The organism is Burkholderia sp. KL41, from assembly GCF_057005415.2.
The window spans coordinates 1,099,194-1,120,738 of the sequence record NZ_CM174447.1; the positions used below are offsets into that span (position 1 = coordinate 1,099,194).

Below are 21,545 nucleotides of genomic sequence, written 5' to 3' on the forward strand. Positions count from 1 at the left end.
CCTTTTTCATTTTCAGCAGCGATGTCTACCTTTCCTCGTTTAAAAAAGGCCTTGCAACGGCAAGGCATCCGTGTCGACCATCACGCCGGCATCTATCACCTGCGCAATGAACTGGCGCAGGCGTCCGTCCTGTTGCCCGCTTCGCTCCCGCTCGAGGAGAAGGCCGTCCAGCAGTTGCTCGCGTTCGCGGCCGTCCGTTCGCCGGATGGCCATCAGCGCGTATGCAAGGCCTGCGCGACGCCGGACTTTCATCCGGGCGGGGTCGCGCCCGTCGGCTCGATCGTCGCGACCGACGACGCGTTCGTGATTCCCGCCGCGATCGGCACCGATATCAACTGCGGGATGCGTCTCGTCACCACGGGCCTCAAGCGCTCGGCGCTCGCGCCGTTCGAGACGGCGCTCGTCGAGCGGCTGACGCGCGCGATTCTCGCGGACCGGCGCGACGTGCCGGTCGGCAGCGATGCCTTCCGCGCGCTGTTCGACGCGGGCCCGGCGGCATTCGTCGATCGTGTCGCGTCGCAGGGGCTCTGGGCGCACGTCGACCGCGACCGGCTCATCGACGAACTGTCGTCGTGCATCGGCCTCGACCGGTTCGACGGCAGCGCGAAATACGCGCCCGACGCGCACGTCGGGTCGCGCGAGGTATTCCGCGACCCTTGCCTCGGCACCCCGGGCTCGGGGAATCATTTCGTCGAACTGCAGGTGGTCGACGCCGTGCTCGACCGGCATGCGGCCTACCGGGCGGGACTCGCGAAGGACGACGTCGTCGTGATGATCCACAGCGGTTCGCGCGATGTCGGCTTCTACGTCGGGCGACGCTGGATGGACCGGGCGCGCGCGGCATGGCCGGCGGGCGTCAGGCATCCGGAAAGCGGCCTGTACGGCCTTTCAGGCGAGCTGGCGCGCGACTATCTCGTCGCGATGGGCACCGCCGCGCGTTATGCGTGGCTCAACCGTGTCGTGCTTGCCGAGATGGTTCGCAAGGAACTGGCGGAGCTCATCGGCGAGACCCGCTCGGCACTCGTGGTCGACGTGCCGCACAACGTCGTGCTGCGCGAAAACGGGATGAACATCCATCGCAAGGGGGCGACCCCCGCCCGCGACGGCGATCTCGCGCTGATTCCCGGATCGATGGGCGATGCGTCGTTTCTTGCGACCGGGCTCGGCCATCCCGACTGGCTGTGGTCGTGCAGCCACGGCGCCGGCCGCAGCGTGCGCCGGCAGGCGGTGCGGCGGATGCGCGCGGAGCAGGCGCCGGGCACGTGGCGCTGTGTGACGCTGCGCGACGAGCGCCGCATCGAGGAAGCGCCGGAAGCCTACAAGCCGATCGGGCCCGTGATCGACGCGCAGGAGCAGGCCGGCCTCATTCGCAGCGCGGTCCGGTTGAAGCCGTGGGTCACGTTCAAGGCATGACGGGCGGCGGGGGCGGCGCGCACGCCGGCCGCCGCCGCGGCTTGCGCCGGGGCCGGCGATACGTCGTCCGCTTTCCCGGGCCGCGGTTTTGCCCGGGCATGGGCATGAGCACGGGAAAGTGTCCCGGTTAACCGACGAACCCTCGGGACAACAATTCTCCACATACCCGGGCGCGTCCGGTGAGCATCATGGCGGCAACGTCGATAAAGCGAAACCGGGGGCGCAATGCTGCATTTCGGATGGAAAGTGTCGGTTGCGGGGGCAATCATGTTCGCGTTGAGCGGGTGCACCAACCTGGTGGGTGTGCTGTATTGCGACAACTCGCAGGTCAACTTCCCGGACTATCACTGCTTTCAGCCGTACTAGCCGGGGCGGGCGCGGCGACGGAGCGCTGGCCCGTCACGCGACGACCGGCAGCACCTCCACCGCATAGCGGTGCCGAAGGCTGCGCCCGAGCACCGGATCGTGCAGTTCCATTTCGAACGCATCGCCGTCGCCCATCGCCGCGATTGCGCCATGCACGGCGACCGTGCCGCCATACATCGCGCAGCGCGCGGGCATCGTGCGGCGATAGTCGAAGCGATGCCACAGCTCGTCGGGCGCGAGCAGGCCGCTGACCGCGCCGTGCTGGTAGGCCGCGCGCTCGCCATCGCGCGGGATCAGCCACGCACGCATCTCGATTGCATCCCAGTGATCGGCGACATCCGCATAAAGCCACGCGTCGCGACCGAGCGGCTTCGCGCACACCTGCTTCGACACCGCGACGCCGTAGGCCTCGACCTCGCGATCCGTATGGTCGGAGCCGACGGTCACGAGCGTGCCGGCCGGGCTGTCGACCAGCACGCATTCGATCTCGCCACCCGAGCGCGCGCCGAGCACGCCGATCGACGGTGCCTGCGTGAGCAGCGCGGCCGACACGCGATAGAAGCAGGGCGTGGTCGACGGCGGCGCAACGCCGAGCGCCGCGAGTTCGTCGATATGCGCGCGGATCGCCGCCGGATCGCGGCCGGCCCAGCCGGCGATCACGACGCGCTCGATCTCGACGTCGACGTCGACGGTGGCCGGTGCGGGGTGCCGGGAAATCACGTTGAACGACAGGGTTGGCATGCGGGTATCCGTTTGAAGTCCGAAGGAAGGGAGCGACTCGCGGCGATGCTCAATCCGCGAGCGGCCGGTGCGCGGTTTCGCGCGCGACGAGGAGCGCGATCGACGTGACGACGAGCGCGGCGGCGACGTACAGCGACACGGCCGTCGTCGTGCCGGTCTGCCGGAACAGCGTGGCGATCACGAGCGGCGCGAAGCCGCCGCCGACGATGCCGGCGAGCGTGTACGCGAGCGACGAGCCCGCATAGCGCACGCGGGTCGGGAACTGCTCGGTCACGAACGCGCCCTGCGGGCCGTACATCACCGCGTGGATCACGAGGCCGATCGCGACGGCCGCGACGATCGCGCCCGGGCGCGCCGAATCGAGCATCGCGAAGAACACGAACGCCCACACGATCCCGGCGAGCGCGCCGGCGAGATAGACGGGCCGGCGGCCGAAGCGATCCGACAGCGCGCCAAAGAACGGCACCGCGAGCGCATTGCAGGCCGTGCCGATCATCACGGCCGTCAGGGCGACGGGGCGCGACAGGTGCAGCACGGTCGTCACGTAGGTCAGCGTGAACACGACGATCAGCGCATACAGCACGTCCGAACCGATTCGCGAACCGCCCGCGATCAGCAGGCGCTTCCAGTGGTACTTCAGCACGTCCGCGACCGGCACCTCGGCGGTCGCGTGCGATTCGGCGAGCTGTTCGAACTGCGGCGTTTCGTCGACGCCGCGGCGCAGCCAGAAACCGAACACGACGAGCAGCGCGCTGGCCGCGAACGGCACGCGCCAGCCCCACGACAGGAAGTCCCCGGACGTGGTCGACAGCGTCACGAGCGCGATGCAGCCGGTGCCGAGCAGCGTGCCGAACGACGGGCCGATCTGCGTCCACGATGCGGACAACCCGCGCCGCTTCTGGTCGCCGTGCTCGACCGACAGCAGCACCGCGCCGGCCCATTCGCCGCCGAGCGCGACGCCCTGCACGAAGCGCAGCGCGACGAGCAGGATCGGGCTCAGGATGCCGGCCTGCGCATAAGTCGGCAGCGCCCCCATCAGCGCGGTCGTCACGCCCATCAGCACGAGCGTGAGCATCAGCACCGCGCGGCGGCCGATGCGGTCGCCGAGATTGCCGAACACGAAACCGCCGAGCGGGCGCGACACGTAGCCGACCGCATAGGTCGAGAACGCGAGGATCGTGCCGGCGAGCGGATCGACCGAAGGGAAGAACAGGTGGTTGAAGACGAGCGCGGCGAGCGTGTTGTAGATCGTGAAGTCGTACCACTCGAGTGACGTGCCGATCATGCTCGCGGTCGCGAGTCGGCTGTTGCGGACGCGGCGGGGCGCGTGGGCGGCGGGCTGGGCGAGAGTGCTCATGGTGTCGGGCATGTCGTGAAGGGAACGGGATGGAGCGCCGGGCCGATGCGCGGGCGTGCCGCGCGCATGCGGGGCGACCGGCGTGGGCGACCGGCGTGGGCGACCGGCGCGGGCGATCAGGCCGGCAGCGCGGCGGCGGCAGGCTCGGTGTCGACGGCGCCGCGTGCCGCATGCAGCGGCGCGGCGGCGCGCCACAGCAGCGCGAAGGTGCGCACGTCGTCGTGCCCGGCGAGCGTGGCGGCCACGCGGCGCGTCGCGGCCGCATCGCTGCCTTCGATCAGCACGAGCGCATCGGCGGCCGGGCGGGCGGCCGCATCGGCGCCGATCGGCGCGGACAGGTCGGGCGCGGTGCGAAAAAGCCGTGCGGCGTGGATGCCCGGTTCGTGCAGCACGTCGTCGAAGCGTTCGCGCAGGTGCGGCACGTCGATGCGATCCGGCGGCAGTACGAACAGCGCGAGATGCGCGCCTTCGCCGTCGCCGGCCTCGATCGTCAGTTCGCCGACACGCCGCTGCGTGCCCGTCATGCGCTCGAAGTTCGCGAGCGACCATGCGGTCTGCTGCGTGAACGCGCGCCGGTACGCATCGCCGTGGAACACGTCGAGTGCGTCCGTCACGTACAGCGCGAGGTACTTGCGCGGGCCGCGATCGGTCGCGCGAAAGCGCCGTGCATGCGTGAAGCCTGGAATCGCGACACGTTCCTGCATGTGCTCGCGGTCGTACCACGCGTTGAAATCGGCTTCGTGCGCGGGGTCGATATCCGTCCAGACGCAAAGCTGGCCGTGCGGAAGGGAAAAGCGGGTCATTGCGGGTTCCTCGTGACGGGGGGCGTGTCAGGAACCGCAGTGTCCCGAAGACGGGCCGTGCCCGTCCAACAAGAAAACAAATTCGCGGTGAACAGGTTTTCTTATGAGCGGCGCGGGCGGCGTTTCGCGGGGGACGTGGCGGGTGGTGCGGATGGCGTCGTGCGTTTCGCTTTCGCCGGTGTTTGGGCTGTTGCCTTTGTCGCGGGGCGGGCGGGTGTGTTGTCCGTGCGATCGGCCGTGGTCGGTGTCGGTGTCACCGTCGCCGGCTTGGCGTGGCTTGCGGCGGCCGGCATCGCGCGCGCGACTTCGCTGGCCAGTTCCGCGATGCGCGCGGCCACCGGCAGGCCCTGGCTGCGGTACGTCGCGACGAGCGGCAGCGCGGGGAATTCGGGTTCGACGTCGAGCAGCTCCAGCGCACCTTCGTGCAGCTCGCGCCCGATGATCGCGGGCGGCAACGCGGCCACGCCGAAGCCGTCGGCGACGAGGCGGATCATCGCGGCGACCGACGTGATGCAGTTGATGCTGGCCGGCCGCTCGACGGCCGCGAACAGCCGTTCGATCGTCGCGTGCGGCCCCGAGTGGCGCGAGAAGCTGATGATCGGGAATTCGGCCAGGCGCGCGACGTCGAGCGGCTGGCCGCCGAGCCCGAGGCGCGGGCTGGCCGCCCAGCGCACCGGGAATTCGCACAGCGGCAGGTTCGTGAAGTCGGGGCCCGGCACCGGGTCGGTCTGCAGGATCAGGTCGACGCCGTCGGTGCTGAGCAGGCGGATCAGGTGCAGCGTCGTGTCGCTCGTGATCTCGACGTCGAGGCGCGGATAGCGCTCGCGCAGTTGCGCCATCAGCGCGGGAAACCAGCTGTGCACGATCGATTCGATCACGCCGATCCGGATCAGGCCCGCGTCGCTCGCCGCGTCGATGTCGCGCCGCATTTCGCCGTCGAGCCGCACGATCCGCTCCGCGTACGCGAGCATGCGGCGCCCGGCGGGCGTGAGCGTGGCCGAGCGCGTGTTGCGGTCGAACAGGCGCACGTCGAACGCTTCCTCGAGCGACGCGATGCGGCTCGACACGGCGGCCTGCGTCGTGTGCAGCTTTTCGGCCGTGAGCCGGAAATTTTCCAGCTTCGCGAGCCAGACGAAGGTTTCAAGAAACCGGATGTTCATCGAAGTCCGAAACGTGAGGCGGTGCCGGGCGGGGCGGCGGGACCGGTCGATGGTAGCGGATTTTCGGCGCCGGGAAACGAGCGGGCGGCGCGGTGCGCGTCGTGGGGGCGGATGGGCGGCGGCGTGCCGGCAAGCCCGCACGACGCGCCCGGTGCAACGAAGGGTGTCGCGGGCGGGGCGCCCGCGCGCATCAGAGCGTGTCGAATGCGAGCGTCGGCACGTCGACGACCATCGCGCCGCCGTCCGCGACGAGCGTCGCACCGGTCACGAACGACGCGTCCGGCGACGCGAGGAACGCGCACACGGCCGCGATCTCGTCGGGGGCGGCCGCGCGGCGCAGCGGCACGTCGGCGCTGACGCGCGCATACGCGCCGTCGAGCGTGTCGCCGTGCGCCGACATCAGCGGTTCCATCTCCGCATCGGCCATCGGCGTGCGGACCCAGCCGGGGCACACCGCGTTCGCCCGCACGCCGTGCGGCCCGTAGTCGCGCGCGAGCGACCGCGCGAGCCCGAGCAGCGCATGTTTGCCGACCGTGTAACCGCACACGCCCGGCCCGGCTGCGAGCGCGGCGATCGACGCGACCAGCACGATGCTGCCGCGCTGCGCGATCAGGTCGGGCAGGCACGCGCGCGCGCTCACGAACGCGGTGTCGAGGTTCGCGTGCATCGCGTCGCGCCACTGCGCGTCGTCGGTTTCGTCCGCGCGGCCGAGCCCGTGGCCGCCCGCGCAGGCCACGAGCGCGTCGACGCGGCCGACGCGTTCGGCGATGTGCGGCAGGAAGCGGGCCCAGTCGGTGGCGCTCGCGGCATCGCCGGCAAGCGCGAGGCCGCCCGTTTCGGCGGCCAGCGCGTCGAGCGGCGCCTGACGCCGCCCGATCAGCACGACGCGGTCGCCGCCGCGTGCGAAGCGGCGCGCGCACGCGGCGCCGATGCCGGTGCCGGCGCCTGTGATCGCGATCGTGCGGGGGGGCGGGTGTGTCATGTCGTGCTCCGGAAAGGGGTGGTTTCCGGTCACTTTAGGCGGGGCCGGCGAGCGCCGGTATCAGCCGAAAGGATGAACGCGGGCCGCATCCGGAGCGGGCGGGGCCATTTTGCAAAGGCTGACGATGTCCGGCGCCGAATCGCACTATCCTCCACATTTTTGCGATAAGTCACGAAAGCCCGGCAGAATAGCGCGGGCGGGCCGCGTATCGACGCGCGGCGCATCGGCCGGCCGATTCCGTCGTGCGAGCGGAGCGGCGGGCTGGCGATCCCGGCACGCAGGCGTTGCCTCTGCCGAACGATCGTGCCGCGACAACACAACATATTGCCCGGTTGCGCGCCCGCGCGCCGGCCATCGACAGGAACAGGGAGGGCCGGTTATGAGGCTGGACGACGAAAGGGAAAGCACGAACGTCGAGGATCGCCGTGGCGCGGGCGGGTTCGGCGGCGGGCGGGGCGCGACGATCGGCATCGGCACGATCGTGATCGCGTTCGCCGCGTCGTATTTCTTCGGGATCGACCCGCGCGTGGTGCTCGAAGGCGCATCGGTGCTGCAGGGCCGTCAGCAGCAGGCGCAGCCCGCGCCCACGCAGCGGCAGGGCGTGCCGGCGAACGAGCCGGGCGCGGTGTTCACGCGCAAGGTGCTCGGCAATATCGAGCGCACGTGGACGGGCGTGTTCAATACCCAGCTGCATGCGCAATACCAGCCGCCGACGCTCGTGATGTTCACGAACTCGACCCCGACCGCATGCGGCACGGGCCAGACGGCGATGGGGCCGTTTTATTGCCCGGCCGACCGCAAGGTGTATATCGATCTCGGTTTCTACGACGAGCTGCGCCAGCGTTTCGGCGCGGGCGGCGATTTCGCGCAGGCTTACGTGGTCGCGCACGAAGTCGGCCATCACGTGCAGAACCTGCTCGGCATTTCCGACAAGGTCGACGCCGCGCGCCGGCGGGCGAGCCAGGCGCACTCGAACGCGCTGTCGGTACGGATGGAGCTGCAGGCCGACTGCTTTGCCGGCGTATGGGCGAACAACGCGCAGCGCGCGAACCAGCGGCTGATGGAACCCGGCGATTTCGAGCAGGGGCTGAAGGCGGCCGCCGCGATCGGCGACGACCGGCTGCAGCAGCAAGGGCAGGGTTACGTGGTGCCGGAGAGCTTCACGCACGGCACCAGCGACCAGCGCGTGTACTGGCTGCGGCGCGGGATGGAATCGGGCGAGCTGAGCGCCTGCGACACGTTCGCGTCGAACGCGCGCTGACACGCGGCGCGCGCGTCGTCGCGCGCCTTTATCGTCCCGGTTGCACGGGTTGCACGGGTTGCACGGATTGCATCGGCTGCACCGGTCGCATCAGCCACACCAGCCACACCAGCCACACCAGCCACACCAGCCACACCAGCCACACCAGCCACACCAGCCACACCAGCCACACCAGCCACACCAGCCACACCAGCCCCCGCCGCCAAACCGCGACGATTTGCCGATTTGTGCTCACCGGCGCTTTTCGGCGCCGATAGGCTGGCCCGAACTTCGATTTTCGAGACGTTCGCGCCGCCAGCCGATTCCACCATGCCGCTCCCGACCGTTCCCGCCGATCCGGCCTCCGACGACTGGCCACGCGCGCTGCGCGCGTGCGTGGATGCGTTCGACGCGTTCGCGAGCCCGTCCGCGATCGTGTTCTACCGGCTCGACCAGAGCGGCGAGCCGGCCGATTTCGAGCTGTTCGGGATGCCGGAATCGATGCATCGCACCTATGTCGCGCGCTACCGGATGCTCGATCCGCTGCATCCGTCGCGTTGCGCGGCGGGCGACCGCGCGGTCGTCACGCTCGCGTCGCAATTGCCTGACGAAAGACGCGACGCGTCCGCGTACTGGACCCGTTTCCTGCGGCGCCACGACGTGGCCGACGTCGTCGAGATCTGGCTGCGCGACGCGGGCCGGACGGTCGGCGCGTTCTCGCTGTTGCGCTTCGGGGCCGGCGGCGCGCGCGGCAGCGCGGCCGGTAACGCCACGGCCGGGCGGTTCGCACCCGGCGAGATCGATGCGCTCGCGCGGCTGCAGCCAGTTGCCGAAGCCGCGCTGAGCCCGCTGCTGCGCGCGCGGCGCGGGATCCACCGGATCGGCTGCGAGGAGCGGCTGACCTACCGCGAGGAGCAGATCGCGCGCCTCGTGCGCGACGGCCGCTCGAACAAGGAGATCGCGCGCGATCTCGCGCTCGGCCAGCCGACCGTCAAGACGCACCTGATGCGCATGTACCGCAAGCTCGGCGTGTCGAACCGCACCGAACTGGTGGGGGCGCTGTTCCTGTAATTCATCGGATAATTGCGGTCCGGAATTCAAACCTTCGCGCTCGTCGTTTCGATAACAATCAAAGGGCCGGGAACATGGACGTCGCAATCATTGCCGCTTCGCTGGTGGTCATCGCCTTGAGCATTGCGCTACCGATTTTCATCATCAGAACCGTGCGAAGCGGGACTTACGACTCGCTGTATTTCCTGATCCCGCTTGCACTCGGCATTTACTGGCTGGATTACCAGGCATACGATTTCCTGACGTCGATGGCGCACGGTTTCAGAAACTAGCCGTCCGGTCCGTTCCTGTACCGGCTTTTCGCCTCGCCCCGCCTGACCTCCCGCGCGGTTCGACCCCGCCGCCTTCTCCCCACGCGCTGCCAATTTGCGCTCACCGGGCGTGAACCCTCGTCGATACAGTGATCCGACGCCCGCGTGCCTCACACGCACGCGGTCCAGCCACGACAATCCTCGAGACGCCCATGAGCACCACGAACTTCGTCGCCGTCAGCGACACCGTGCGCACTTTCGTTGCGCGCGATTTCGGCCTCTTCATCGACGGCGAAATGCAGCCCGCCCACGCGGCCGCGCGACTCGACGTGTACGACCCCGCGACGGGCGAGCGGCTCGCGACGGTCGCGGACGCCGACGAACGCGACGTCGACCGCGCGGTCGCCAGCGCGAAGCACGCGTTCGACACCCGCGTGTGGAGCGGCCTGCGCCCGGCCGACCGCGAACGCATCCTGCTGAAACTCGCCGACCTGATCGAGGCCGACGCCGAAACGCTCGCGCAGCTCGAAACGCTGAACCAGGGCAAGTCGATTCACGTGTCGCGCGCGATCGAGGTCGGCGCGAGCGTCGAATACGTGCGCTACATGGCCGGCTGGGCGACCAAGATCACCGGCCAGACGCTCGACGTGTCGATCCCGTTTCCGCCCGGCGCGCGTTATACGGCCTATACGCGCAAGGAGCCGGTCGGCGTGGTCGCCGCGATCGTGCCGTGGAATTTCCCGCTGATGATCGCGGTGTGGAAGCTGATCCCCGCGCTCGCGGCCGGCTGCACGATCGTGCTGAAGCCGTCGCCGGAAACGCCGCTCACCGCGCTGCGCCTGGCCGAGCTCGCACGCGAAGCCGGCGTGCCGCCCGGCGTGTTCAACGTCGTCACCGGCGGCCGCGTGTGCGGCGCCGCGCTCGCGAGCCACCCGTCGATCGCGAAGATCTCGTTCACGGGCTCGACCGCGACCGGCAAGCTGGTCGGCGCGGCGGCCGTGCAGAACATGACGCGCTTCTCGCTCGAGCTCGGCGGCAAGAACCCGATCGTGATGCTCGACGACATCGACGTCGCACAGGCGCTCGACGGCGTCGCCGCCGGCGCGTTCTTCAACCAGGGGCAGGTGTGCGCGGCCGCGTCGCGCATCTATGTGCACCGCAGCAAGTTCGCGCAGCTTGCCGACGGCCTCGCAGGCGTCGCGCAGTCGATGAAGCTCGGCGCGGGACTCGACACGACCGCGCAGATCAACCCGCTGGTCTCCGCGCACCATCGCGACAAGGTCGTCCAGCACATCGAGGGCGCGCGCCGCGCGGGCCTGACGTTCCTCGCGGGCGGCACGCCGGCCGACGACCTGCCCGGCTACTACGTGAAGCCGGCCGTGATCGCCGATCCGCATCCCGACAGCGCGATCGTGCGCGACGAAGTGTTCGGCCCGGTGATCGTCGTCGTGCCGTTCGACGACGCGGCCGACGCGGTGCGTCTCGCGAACGCGTCGCCGTACGGCCTCGCCGCGAGCATCTGGAGCAACGACCTGAAGCGCGTGATGAACCTCGTGCCGCAGATCGAGGCCGGCACCGTGTGGGTGAACTGCCATATCCCGCTCGATCCGTCGATGCCGTTCGGCGGCTACAAGCAATCGGGCATCGGCCGGGAGTTCGGCCAGTACGCGATCGAAGGCTTCACCGAAACCAAATCCGTCTGCATCGCGCACTGACGCGCGGCATCAACCTCGAACCCTGAACCCGGACGACCCAGGTTCAACCGATCCGACAGTGGAGACTGCAATGAGCTACAACGAAGCAAAATTCTGGCACCCGATGCTGCACCCGAACGAGATGAAGCAGCGCAAGCCGATCCGCATCGTGCGCGGCGACGGCTGCTACGTGTTCGACGAAGAGGGACGCAAGCTCGTCGACGGCGTCGCGGGCCTGTGGAACGTGAACGTCGGCCACAACCGCCAGGAAGTGAAGGACGCGATCGTGCGCCAGCTCGACGAGCTCGAATACTTCCAGCTGTTCGACGGGATCTCGCATCCGCGCGCGGAAGAGCTGTCGAAGAAGGTGATCGACCTGCTCGAACCGGAAGGGATGCGCCGCGTGCTGTACAGCTCGGGCGGCTCCGATTCGATCGAGACCGCGCTGAAGATCGCGCGCCAGTACTGGAAGGTGCGCGGCCAGGCCGACCGCACGAAGTTCATCTCGCTGAAGCAGGGTTATCACGGCACGCACTTCGGCGGCGCGTCGGTGAACGGCAACACGGTGTTCCGCCGCAACTACGAGCCGAACCTGCCGGGCTGCTTCCACGTCGAGACGCCGTGGCTGTACCGCAACCCGTTCACGCAGGACCCCGAAGAACTCGGCCGGATCTGCGCGGAAATGCTCGAGCGCGAGATCCAGTTCCAGAGCCCGGACACGGTGGCGGCATTCATCGCGGAGCCGATCCAGGGCGCGGGCGGCGTAATCGTGCCGCCGGCCAACTACTGGCCGCTTGTGCGCGAGGTGTGCGACCGTTACGGCGTCCTGCTGATCGCCGATGAGGTCGTGACGGGCTTCGGCCGCAGCGGCAGCATGTTCGGCAGCCGCGGCTGGGGCGTGCGCCCGGACATCATGTGTCTCGCGAAGGGGATCTCGTCGGGCTACGTGCCGCTCGGCGCGACGGTCGTGAACGCGCGGATCGAGGACGCGTTCGCCGCGAACGCCGATTTCGGCGGCGCGATCATGCACGGCTACACGTATGCGGGCCACCCGGTCGCATGCGCGGCCGCGATCGCGAGCCTCGACATCGTCGTGAAGGAAGACCTGCCGGCGAATGCGGCGAAGCAGGGCGCGTATCTGCTCGAAGCGCTGCAGCCGTTCGCGGAACGCTTCGCGGCAGTCGGCGAGGTGCGCGGCAAGGGGCTGATGCTCGCGCTCGACCTCGTCGCGAACAAGGACACGCGCGAGCCGATCGACCCGCTGTCCGGCTACGCGAACGCGGTCGCGGAAGTCGCGCGCGAGAACGGCGTGCTGGTGCGTCCGGTCGGCACGAAGATCATCCTGTCGCCGCCGCTCGTGATCCAGCGCGAGCAGCTCGACCGGATCGTCGACGCGCTCGCGGCGGGCTTCGAGGCCGTGCCGTTCGCGTGACGGCGTGATCGCGTGACGGCACACCGGCGGCGGGCAGTGCGGCCGCCGCCGGTTTGCCGATTTGCGCTATGACCGGATTATTTTGCCTGCGTATTTTTTCGACATCGGATCAAGGTGTGATCGACAGGGGGCCCGGGAATCGAAGCGCTGAAGCGCCGCCCCGGGCCGACCGCAAAGCATGGGGCCCCGATAGCTGCCGGAGCGCAGGTTCGGGCCCGTTCAGGAAGGAGACGAAGATGTCGGGATGGTCAGGAATTACCGGCGCCGCGGGCGGCGCGCCCGCCGGCACGCCGGCCGAGGCAGGCGGCGGCACGGCGCTGAAGGCGGGTGCGGTCGGCTTTCCGACCGCGCTGGCGAGCGCCGTCGGCCTCATCATGGCAAGCCCGGTGATTCTCACCGCGACGTCGGGCTTCGGGATGGGCGGCTGGGCGTTCGCGGTCGCGATGATCATCGCGTTCGTGATGATGCAGGCGCAGGCGACCACGTTCTCGGAAGCCGCCGCGATGCTGCCGACGGCCGGCTCGGTTTACGATTACCTGTCGTGCGGGCTCGGCCGCTTCTGGGCGATCACCGGCACGATCTCCGCGTATTTCCTCGTGCACGTGTTCGCCGGCACGGCGGAAACGATCCTGAGCGGCATCATGGCGCTCGTCAATTTCGAATCGCTGAATGCCGCCTTCGAGAAGCACAACAGCTCGTGGCTCGTCGGCGTCGGCCTCGTGGTCACGTTCGCGATCACCAACATCATCGGCATCAAGGTGTTCAGCAAGCTCGAGATCGTGCTGACGGCCGGCATGTGGCTGTCGCTGATGATCTTCGGCATCCTCGGGCTCGCGGCCGCGCCGGCCGTGCATCTCGACGGCTGGTTCGGCGGCTCGGAAGTCGGCACGTCGGTGCCGGCCGTGCTGTCGCTCGTCGGGATGGCGATGTTCATGTTCGTCGGCTGCGAGTTCGTCACGCCGCTCGCGCCGGAAATGAAGACGCCGGGCAAGACGATTCCGCGCGCGATGGCGCTCGGCCTCGTCGGCGTCGCGATCTGCATGTTCCTGTACGGCGCGGCGATCCGCCGCCAGGTCGCGAACGTGCCCGTGAGCCCCGACGGCCTCACGCACCTGCTCGACACGCCGGGCGCGATTCCCGCGTTCGCGCTGCAGGTGCTTGGGCCCTTCGGCCGCATCTGGTTCGGCATCGCGTTCCTGTGCGCGGGCGCCGCGACGATCAACACGCTGATGGCCGGGCTGCCGCGCATCCTGTACGGGATGGCGATCGACGGCGCGCTGCCGCGCTGCTTCGCGTACCTGCATCCGCGCTTCAAGACGCCGGTGGTCGGCATCGTCGCGGCGGCGATCGTGCCGATCTTCCATGCTTGGCTGATCAACGGCAATCTCGACAGCATCCTGCACCTCGTGCTCGCGGCGACCTGCGCGTGGGGCACCGCGTACCTGCTCGTCACCGCGTCGGTCGTGATGCTGCGGATTCGCCGCCCGGACCTGCCGCGCCCGTACCGTTCGCCGCTGTTCCCGCTGCCGCAGATCGTGTCGAGCGTCGGCATCGTGCTCGCGATCTGGTACATCACGCCGCCGGGCATGAACGCGCGCGACATCTACGTGCCGTTCGGCGCGATGCTCGGGCTCACCGCGCTGTACGCGCTGTTCTGGACGCTCGTCGTGCAGCGCCGGCATCCGTTCAAGCCGGTGCCGGTGGAAGAAGTGCTGCGCAACGAGCACGTCGCGTCGTGAAGGCTGCGCTCGCCCGCTGGCGCGTGGCGCCCGATGCGCCGCCGCCCGGCCATCGGCCCGGCGCGATCGCCGCGCGCGTGCTCGCCGATCTGGGCGCCGTGCGCGATGCCGACGGGGGCGGCAGTCTGACGGCCCGATTGCCGAACGGCGTGCGCGTGGGCATCGACGAGCGTGTCGATCGCCAGTTCCTGATGCATACGGTCAGCGTGAAGGTGGCGGCAACCGCGCGCGGCCCGGCCGTGCAGGGCCGAGCGCGGGTGACGCAGACCGGCTGGCTGCGCCGCACGGGCATCGACGCGATGGCCGAGCCGGGATGCGACCCCGGATTCGTCGACACGGTGGCCGCACTGGTCGCCGAGCCGTCGCTGGCCGACGCGCTGCGGCCGCTGCACCTGACCGACTGCGCGATCGACGCGCGCGACGGCCGCTGGACGCTCGCGATCGTGCCGTTCGGCGGCAGCGAGGTCGTGAACCGGATGCCGTCGTTCCGCCGCTACGTCCGCCTGACGGGCGAGCAGGCCGCCGCGCTGTCGGCGGCCTGTCTTGCGTTCGAAACCGCACTACGCAGGATTTTGCACGGGTAAGCTGTGGCGTTGCGCGCCGGGGAACCCGGCGGCCGCGTTTAGGGGTTTTACCGGAGATGCCGATGCTGTTCCAGTCACGCTCACACGAAGACGTGCACGATCACGGGCTCGCGATCGCGGGCTGGCATCAGGTCTACCGCCAGATGACGCCGGGCCGCTTCAAGGGCACCGTCACGCAGGTGCTGTACGACGATTTCCACTTCTTCCGCGAGACGACCAACCGGCGCGTCGCGCAAACCGGGCTCGCGCCGGCCGGGCGCACGTCGCTCGCGGTGCCGCTGTCGGTGCCGCTCGCGGGCACGTTCCAGGGCCAGCCCGTCGACGGCTATGCGCTGCTCGCGCTGCGCGCCGGCGAGGATTTCGAATTCCACACGCCGGAAGGGATGGGGCTCGTCGGGATCAGCGCGGCGTCCGACATGGTCGACGAGCTGTGCGAAGCCGAATTCGGCGCATCCGGCGCGCGCAAGCTGCGCCACGTGACCCGGCTGTCCGACGAGCAGGGTGTCGCGCTCGGCGTGCGGCTGTCGTCGTTGATCGACGATGCGCAGCGCAACCCGGGCCACCTCGAATACGCGGCCACCCGCAAGATGTTCCGCGACGCGATGCTCGGCATGTTCCTCGACGCGCTCGAGCAGGGCATCGGCGTCGAGCGCCGCGACATCACGCACGCCACCTACAGCGACATCGTGAGCCGTTGCGAGAAGCATCTGCGCGACCGCCCCGAGGAACCCGTCACCGTGCTCGAACTGTGCCGCGCGCTGCGCTGCAGCCGCCGCACGCTGCAGACGAGCTTTCAACGCGTGGCCGACGTCACGCCGGTCGGCTATCTGCGCACGATCCGGCTGAACGCGGTGCGCCGCATGCTGCGCACGACATCCGTGCAGCAGCTCGGCGTCGGCGAGGCCGCCGCGAGCTGGGGGTTCACGCACCTCGGTTATTTCGCGCGCGAGTATCGCGACCTGTTCGGCGAGCTGCCTTCCCAGACCACGCGTCCCGAATGACGCACGCGCACCGCGACGGCGCCGCCGGGCAACGTCGCCGGCCATGCGCGCCACGGTTTGCCGATTTGCGATAGAGGTCCTGAATTTTCGCTGGATAGAGTCCTGTCACCCATATCGACAACTCCATCGATCTGCACTGCGTATCGATGACAACAGAGGGGCGGGACATGAGAATCGGAAGACGACTGGCCGCGGCCGCGGCCACGCTCGGGTGCATGCACGCACACGCGCAGACCTCCGGCAGCGTGACGCTGTACGGCACTGTGGACACCGGCATCATCTACTCGACGAACCAGCAGTTCACGCGCGCGGACGGCAGCACGGGCGGCGGCCATGCGTGGCAGATGGGCGGCGGCAACCTCGTGCCGTCGCGCTTCGGTTTCCAGGGGGCCGAGCCGCTCGGCGGCGGGCTCGACGCGGTGTTCACGCTCGAGCAGCAGTTCCTGTCCGCGAACGGGCAGGCGCTGCAGGGCGGCACGGCGTTCAGCCGGCAGGCGTGGGTCGGGCTGCGCCAGGACGGGATCGGCACGCTCGGCCTCGGCCGCCAATACGACTCGTACACGGACATGCTCGGCGCGTATGTGTCGAGCAACAACTGGGCGACACCGTACGGCTCGCACCTCGGCGACGTCGACAACCTGAACGCCGCATTCAACTTCAACAACGCGGTGAAGTTCACCAGCGCCGATTTCAACGGCTTCACGTTCGGCGGCACGTTCAGCTTCGGCGGGCAGGCCGGCGATTTCTCCGCGAAGCGCGGCTATGCGGTGGCCGCGACGTACACGCGCGCGCCGGTGGCGTTCTCGGTCGGCTACCTCGACCTGCACCAGCCGCTCGACGCGGCGCTCGGCGGCGCGAGCGGCTATATCGGCGATTTCGCGTGCAGCAATCCGGGCGCGATGTACTGCCTGCTGCAGGATGCCGGCTCGATGCGCGCGTTCGGTGCGGGCGGGTCGGTCACGTTCGGCGCGGCGACGATCGCGCTCACCTACACGCATACGCGCCTCGGCGACAGCCGCTACTTCTCGACCACCGCGCAGCCGCGCACGCAGGCGTTCACGTTCGACATCGGCGAACTGAACGCCACGTACCTGTTCACGCCCGCGTTGCAGGGCGGCGTTGCCTACATCTTCAACGCCGCGCATACCGACGGGCGCGGCACGACGCGGTTCCACCAGGTGAACGTCGGCACGAACTACAGCCTGTCGAAGCGCACGGCGCTGTACGCGGTCGCGATCGGCCAGATCGCGAGCGGGACGGGGCTCGGCACCGACGCGAGCGGGGACGCGGTGAACTACGCGCAGATTCCGGTGCTCGCGAACAGCAACTCGAGCCGGCAGCTGGCGGTGATGGCCGGGATCCGCGTGAATTTCTGACCGGGGCGGAGGCACGGAGCGGCAGGCGGGGCGGGGCAGCCGGGCACGGCGACGGCCGTTCCCGCCGCGTGCCATAAATTCTTAACGATCGGCGTGAACAATGGCGTTCGCTTCAGGCGGCCAGAAGCGTCGCCCGCGTTGCACACGTGTGCAACGCCTGGCCGTCCCGCCACCACGCCGAACGAGAGAGACCTCATGACCTTGCTGAGCCGCCTGCGCGCGCTGTCCGCCGCCGTTGCGCTGTCCCTTGCCGCCTCGCACGCCTTCGCGGCGGATCTCGTCATCGCGGGCCGCGACGACATCTACGGAAAGGGGCTGGCCGACGCCGTCGCCGGCTTCAACAAGCTGCACCCGGGCACCGAGATCGAGCTGCTCAAGCTGCCGAACGCGAACCTGTACCAGAAGCTCAAGCTGTCGATGCGCGAAGGCACGGGCGCGTACGACCTCGTGATGATGGACGACACGTGGGCACCCGAATTCATCGGCAACGGCTGGCTGAAGCCGCTGCCGGCATCGCTGGCCGACGCCGACCTCGTGCCGTCCGCCGTCGCGCTCGGCCGCAACGCGGCCGGCGCGCTGTATGCGCTGCCGATCGTCGGCAACGTCGAGATGTTCGCGTACCGCAAGGACCTGCTCGCGAAATACAAGCTGCAGCCGCCGCGCAACTGGGACGACGTGCTGAAGATCGCGCAGACCGTCGGCGGCGCGGACAAGAGCGTTTCGGGTGTCGTGTTCCGCGGCACGAAGGGCAACCCGGTCGTGACGGGCTTCCTGCCGATCCTGTGGGCCTACGGCGGCGACGTGTTCGACCGTGCCGGCAACGTGACGATCGATTCGCGCGAGGCGCAGGCCGCGCTGAAGACCTTCCTCGCGCTGAAGGCGTCCGCGCCGAAGGACGTCGACGTCTACGGCGCGGCGGAAGTGCGCGACGCGCTGCAGCGCGGCACGGCCGCGCAGTCGATCGAAGTGTGGCCGGCGTGGGTGCCGGCCCTCGACGATCCGAAGCAGTCGCGCGTGGTCGGGCAGATCGCGCTGCAGCCGCCGCCCGGGCAGACCGCCGGCCCGGCGCCGATGCTCGGCATCTGGCAGATGGGCATTCCGAAGGACGCGCCGCACGCGAAGCTCGCGCAGGACTTCCTCGCGTACCTGACCAACCGCGACACGCAGACGCGCCTCGCCGGCATCGGCATTCCGCCGACCCGCCGCAGCGTGTTCAACGATCCGGCGCTGGTGCGCCAGTATCGCTGGTATCCGGATCAGCTGAAGGCGCTCGAGGCCGGCCGTGCGCGGCCGCGCGTGAAGGACTGGCAGCAGGTCGAGAGCATTCTCGGCGACCAGCTGCAGCTCGCGCTGACGGGGCAGGCCGCGCCCGACGCCGCGCTGCGCCAGGCGCAGCAGAAGATCGCGCAGGCGACGGCCGCGGCCGGCAAGTGACGACGCGCGTCAACTCGGCAGCCGGAGGTCGCGCATGAAGTCCTTCGGCCGCAGCCTGCCGTTCGTCGCACTGCTCGGGCCCGCGCTGCTGGTGCTCGCCGCGCTCGCGCTGTATCCGGTCGCGCAGGTGCTGATCGATTCGTTCTGCCACGTCGACTACTCGGCCGGCCGCCGCGCGTTCGCGGGGCTCGCGAACTATCGCGCGGTGCTCGGCGACGACGCGTTCACGGCCGGCTTCGGCAACACGCTGCGCTTCACGATCGTCGCGTCGCTCGCCGAAGTCGCGCTGGGTTTCGGCCTTGCGCTGCTGTTCGTGCGCGCGTTTCCGGGGCGGCGCATCGCGCTGCCGCTCGCGATCCTGCCGATGATGCTGTCCACGCTCGTGTGCTCGGCGATCTGGCGCAACTGGCTCAACTTCGACGGCTTCCTGAACGCGCTCCTCGCGGCGTTCGGCGTCGAAGGCGTGCGCTGGCTGTCCGATCCGCATCTCGCGTTGTGGTCGCTCGCGCTCGTCGACGTATGGCAGTGGACGCCGATGGCCTTCCTGATCGTGCTGGCCGGGTTGCAGTCGATCCCGCAGGAACTGTACGAAGCCGCACGCACCGACGGCGCGAGCGAGTGGCAGTGCCTGCGCGACATCACGCTGCCGCTCGCGGCGCCGCAGATCGGCCTCGCGCTGCTGCTGCGCTCGATCGACACGTTCAAGCTGTTCGACAAGGTCTATGCGCTGACGGGCGGCGGCCCCGGCAACGCGACGCAGACGCTGTCGACCTATATCTACGACACGGGCTTCCGCTTCTTCAACGTCGGGCCGGCGAGCGCCGCGTCGGTGCTGATGCTCGCGGCGTCCGCGCTGCTGGTCTCGGGGTACGTATGGCAGACGGTTCGCAAGCGGCGCGCATGACGGCGCAATCCGCAGGCATTTCGCGCGCGCGAACGGGCGCCGCATTCGGTCGCGCGCTGCCGTGGGCGCTGCGCACCGCCGCGCTCGCGCTGTTGCTGCTGCCGTGCCTGTGGATGGCCGGCGCGGCCTTCATGCCGACGCTCGAACGTCTCGATCATCCGCTGCGGATCTGGCCAGCCGCGCCGACCTTCGCGCATTTCGCATCGGTATGGTCCAACGGCATCGGCGCGCCGCTCGTCAATTCATTGCTGGTCGGCTTCGGCACGACGCTGCTCGCGCTGGCGCTCGCGTTTCCGGCCGCATATGCGCTCGTGCGGCTGCGGTTTCCGGCGCGGCTCGACCTGCTGTTCCTGGTGCTCGTGCTCGCGTTGAAGCTGATGCCGCCGATCACGATCGCGGTGCCGCTGTTCGCGCTCGCGAAACGGCTGCACCTGCTCGATTCGATGCCCGGCCTGATGCTCGCGTATCAGATTTACGCGCTGCCGATGGCGATCTGGATGCTGCTCGCGTTCGTGCGCGACGTGCCGATCGAATACGAGGAAGCGGCCTGCATCGACGGCGCGGGGCTGGCTCGACGGCTCGTGCAGATCGTGCTGCCGCTGTGCGCGCCGGGCCTGATCGCGACCGCGATCTTCGTGTTCATCGCCGCTTGGAACGAATTCCTGATCGCGCTGCTGTTCGTGTCGACGCCGAGCCGCTTCACGCTGCCGCTCGCGATTGCCGGCTACGTGACGGAGAACGGCATCGACTGGGGTGACCTGATGAGCGCGGGGCTGATGGCGTCGCTGCCCACGCTGGCCGTGGCCGGCTATGTGCAGCGTTACCTGTTGCGCGGGTTCGCGGGCGGGTTGAAGTGACGCCGATGCAGGGCGGCGGTGCGCCGCGCGGCAGGCTTCGCTGCGCGCTCGCGCCTGTCATGCAACACGTTGGCGCACGCGTGCGCATCGCACGTCGCTACGCTGGACGGCCGGCGCAGCTGTGACGAACGACGCAGGTCACCGGCACGACCCGCGTGCGCGATGCGCCGGCGAACGCCTGCATCCGCTCGGCAAGCATGTCGACGGCCGCGTTCGCGAGGCCTTGCGTGTCCTGACGGAGCGTCGTCAGCGCATAGCCGTCGAATGCGGCGGCAGGAATGTCGTCGAAGCCGATGACGCGCAAGTCTTCCGGCACGCGCAGCCCGAACTGCTGGCGCGCGGTGTCGATCATGCCCAACGCGAGCAGGTCGGACGAGCAGAACACGCCGTCCGGAACGGTGTCGCCGGACAGCAGATGCCGTGCCGCTTCGACACCGCATGCGTATGTGTCGGACGGCGTGTCCTGAATCCGTACGCTTGCGACGCCATCGGTATCGCCGTGACGACGAAGCGCTTCGACGAACGCGGCGGCACGCGCGCTCGCACTGTAGCTCGCGTTGCGCGGCCCGACGAACGCGACCCGGCGCGCGCCCGCCTGCGCGAGCATTCGCGCGGCATGCGCGGCGCCGGCCGCGTTGTCGCTGACGACGATATCCGCGCCCGGCAGGTTCGCGTCGCGGTTGATCATCACGACCGGGACCCGGTGTTCGAGATACTGCTGCGCGACCGACAGCGGCGGCGACGCGGACGTCATCACGAGGCCCGCGATCCGGTAGCTGAGCAGTTGCTCGAGCGATTGCCGGACCTGGCGCGGGTCTTCCGCATTGGTCACGAGCGGCGTGAGCGCGCGCTGCCCGAGCGCGGCCATCAGGTCCGACAGCAGCCGCGCGCGAAACGGATTCTCGAACCCGGCCGTCACGACGCCGATCATGCTGCTGCGCTGCGTGATCATGTCGCGCGCGATCAGGTTGACCTGGTAGCCGAGCGCGCGCGCGGCGACCATCACGCGCTCACGGGTTTGCGGTGCGATGCTCGCCGTCGGCGAGAATGCACGCGACACCGCGGAGCGCGATACGCCGGCGCGCGCCGCGACATCCGACGCCGTCACCCACGGTTTTCTTTCCTTGTCATTCATCGATT

Annotated in this window: 21 protein-coding genes; 14 read left to right on the top strand and 7 right to left on the bottom strand. The window is 69.4% G+C overall.

The annotated features are described in order from the left end of the window. The first annotated feature begins 21 nt into the window (after window positions 1–21). Window positions 22–1,413 (top strand): RtcB family protein, encoded by a 1,392-nt coding sequence (locus tag PQB87_RS22505; protein ID WP_436407308.1) that lies wholly within the window; start codon window positions 22–24, stop codon window positions 1,411–1,413. Window positions 1,414–1,638: 225 nt separating this feature from the next. Continuing rightward, on the top strand, window positions 1,639–1,779 hold the full coding sequence (locus PQB87_RS22510) for a hypothetical protein (RefSeq protein ID WP_166741967.1): 141 nt from the start codon (window positions 1,639–1,641) through the stop codon (window positions 1,777–1,779). A 33-nt stretch (window positions 1,780–1,812) separates the two neighbouring features. Here PQB87_RS22510 and PQB87_RS22515 read toward each other — a convergent pair whose 3' ends face one another. The 5 genes from PQB87_RS22515 to PQB87_RS22535 all read right to left on the bottom strand — a co-directional run bounded on the left by PQB87_RS22515 (window position 1,813) and on the right by PQB87_RS22535 (window position 6,822). Beyond that, on the bottom strand, window positions 1,813–2,520 hold the full coding sequence (locus PQB87_RS22515) for a DUF2848 domain-containing protein (RefSeq protein ID WP_301863809.1): 708 nt from the start codon (window positions 2,518–2,520) through the stop codon (window positions 1,813–1,815). 49 nt (window positions 2,521–2,569) lie between these two features. Further along, the gene (locus tag PQB87_RS22520; RefSeq protein ID WP_027789470.1) at window positions 2,570–3,889 is read right to left on the bottom strand and encodes an MFS transporter; all 1,320 of its coding nucleotides are present in this window, start codon (window positions 3,887–3,889) and stop codon (window positions 2,570–2,572) included. Window positions 3,890–3,993: 104 nt separating this feature from the next. Beyond that, window positions 3,994–4,680 carry a DUF4286 family protein gene (locus PQB87_RS22525; RefSeq protein WP_060066439.1) on the bottom strand — a complete coding sequence of 229 codons (687 nt, stop codon included), beginning with the start codon at window positions 4,678–4,680 and terminating at the stop codon, window positions 3,994–3,996. Window positions 4,681–4,781: 101 nt separating this feature from the next. Continuing rightward, window positions 4,782–5,840, bottom strand: coding sequence for a LysR family transcriptional regulator (locus PQB87_RS22530; protein WP_489243859.1), 1,059 nt, complete (start codon window positions 5,838–5,840; stop codon window positions 4,782–4,784). A 190-nt stretch (window positions 5,841–6,030) separates the two neighbouring features. Beyond that, window positions 6,031–6,822 (bottom strand): SDR family NAD(P)-dependent oxidoreductase, encoded by a 792-nt coding sequence (locus PQB87_RS22535; protein ID WP_060350044.1) that lies wholly within the window; start codon window positions 6,820–6,822, stop codon window positions 6,031–6,033. A gap of 379 nt (window positions 6,823–7,201) precedes the next feature. Here PQB87_RS22535 and ypfJ point away from each other — a divergent pair, with 379 nt between their 5' ends. Further along, window positions 7,202–8,083 (top strand): KPN_02809 family neutral zinc metallopeptidase, encoded by an 882-nt coding sequence (gene ypfJ / locus PQB87_RS22540; RefSeq protein WP_059683973.1) that lies wholly within the window; start codon window positions 7,202–7,204, stop codon window positions 8,081–8,083. Window positions 8,084–8,111: 28 nt separating this feature from the next. Here the strand turns inward: ypfJ and PQB87_RS22545 are convergent, their stop codons facing one another. Continuing rightward, window positions 8,112–8,318, bottom strand: coding sequence for a hypothetical protein (locus PQB87_RS22545; protein WP_489243862.1), 207 nt, complete (start codon window positions 8,316–8,318; stop codon window positions 8,112–8,114). Window positions 8,319–8,392: 74 nt separating this feature from the next. Between PQB87_RS22545 and PQB87_RS22550 the strand changes: the two genes are divergently transcribed. From PQB87_RS22550 to PQB87_RS22600, 11 genes are all read left to right on the top strand, one after another. Further along, entirely contained in the window at window positions 8,393–9,133 is a 741-nt protein-coding gene (locus PQB87_RS22550; RefSeq protein ID WP_489243864.1) for a helix-turn-helix transcriptional regulator, read from the top strand. A gap of 74 nt (window positions 9,134–9,207) precedes the next feature. Beyond that, window positions 9,208–9,405, top strand: a complete 198-nt coding sequence (locus PQB87_RS22555; protein WP_111943017.1) for a hypothetical protein — start codon at window positions 9,208–9,210, stop codon at window positions 9,403–9,405. 191 nt (window positions 9,406–9,596) lie between these two features. Then, window positions 9,597–11,099 carry an aldehyde dehydrogenase family protein gene (locus PQB87_RS22560; protein WP_021163649.1) on the top strand — a complete coding sequence of 501 codons (1,503 nt, stop codon included), beginning with the start codon at window positions 9,597–9,599 and terminating at the stop codon, window positions 11,097–11,099. 70 nt (window positions 11,100–11,169) lie between these two features. Continuing rightward, the gene (locus tag PQB87_RS22565; RefSeq protein ID WP_021163648.1) at window positions 11,170–12,510 is read left to right on the top strand and encodes an aspartate aminotransferase family protein; all 1,341 of its coding nucleotides are present in this window, start codon (window positions 11,170–11,172) and stop codon (window positions 12,508–12,510) included. Between the two features lie 236 nt (window positions 12,511–12,746). After that, on the top strand, window positions 12,747–14,249 hold the full coding sequence (locus tag PQB87_RS22570) for an APC family permease (protein ID WP_027789461.1): 1,503 nt from the start codon (window positions 12,747–12,749) through the stop codon (window positions 14,247–14,249). Continuing rightward, entirely contained in the window at window positions 14,246–14,833 is a 588-nt protein-coding gene (locus tag PQB87_RS22575; RefSeq protein WP_174413935.1) for a DUF3156 family protein, read from the top strand. The genes PQB87_RS22570 and PQB87_RS22575 overlap by 4 nt, the downstream gene beginning before the upstream one ends. 62 nt (window positions 14,834–14,895) lie before the next feature. Then, a complete protein-coding gene (locus PQB87_RS22580; RefSeq protein ID WP_021163645.1) occupies window positions 14,896–15,834 on the top strand; it encodes a helix-turn-helix domain-containing protein in 939 nt (312 codons plus the stop codon). 167 nt (window positions 15,835–16,001) lie between these two features. Beyond that, on the top strand, window positions 16,002–17,210 hold the full coding sequence (locus tag PQB87_RS22585; protein ID WP_489243868.1) for a porin: 1,209 nt from the start codon (window positions 16,002–16,004) through the stop codon (window positions 17,208–17,210). A gap of 195 nt (window positions 17,211–17,405) precedes the next feature. Beyond that, window positions 17,406–18,644 carry an ABC transporter substrate-binding protein gene (locus PQB87_RS22590; protein WP_048022011.1) on the top strand — a complete coding sequence of 413 codons (1,239 nt, stop codon included), beginning with the start codon at window positions 17,406–17,408 and terminating at the stop codon, window positions 18,642–18,644. Between the two features lie 34 nt (window positions 18,645–18,678). Next, window positions 18,679–19,548, top strand: coding sequence for a carbohydrate ABC transporter permease (locus PQB87_RS22595; protein ID WP_048022009.1), 870 nt, complete (start codon window positions 18,679–18,681; stop codon window positions 19,546–19,548). Next, window positions 19,545–20,405, top strand: a complete 861-nt coding sequence (locus tag PQB87_RS22600; protein ID WP_111943025.1) for a carbohydrate ABC transporter permease — start codon at window positions 19,545–19,547, stop codon at window positions 20,403–20,405. The genes PQB87_RS22595 and PQB87_RS22600 overlap by 4 nt, the downstream gene beginning before the upstream one ends. A gap of 97 nt (window positions 20,406–20,502) precedes the next feature. Here PQB87_RS22600 and PQB87_RS22605 read toward each other — a convergent pair whose 3' ends face one another. Continuing rightward, window positions 20,503–21,540 (bottom strand): LacI family DNA-binding transcriptional regulator, encoded by a 1,038-nt coding sequence (locus tag PQB87_RS22605; protein WP_489243871.1) that lies wholly within the window; start codon window positions 21,538–21,540, stop codon window positions 20,503–20,505. Window positions 21,541–21,545 lie beyond the last annotated feature (5 nt).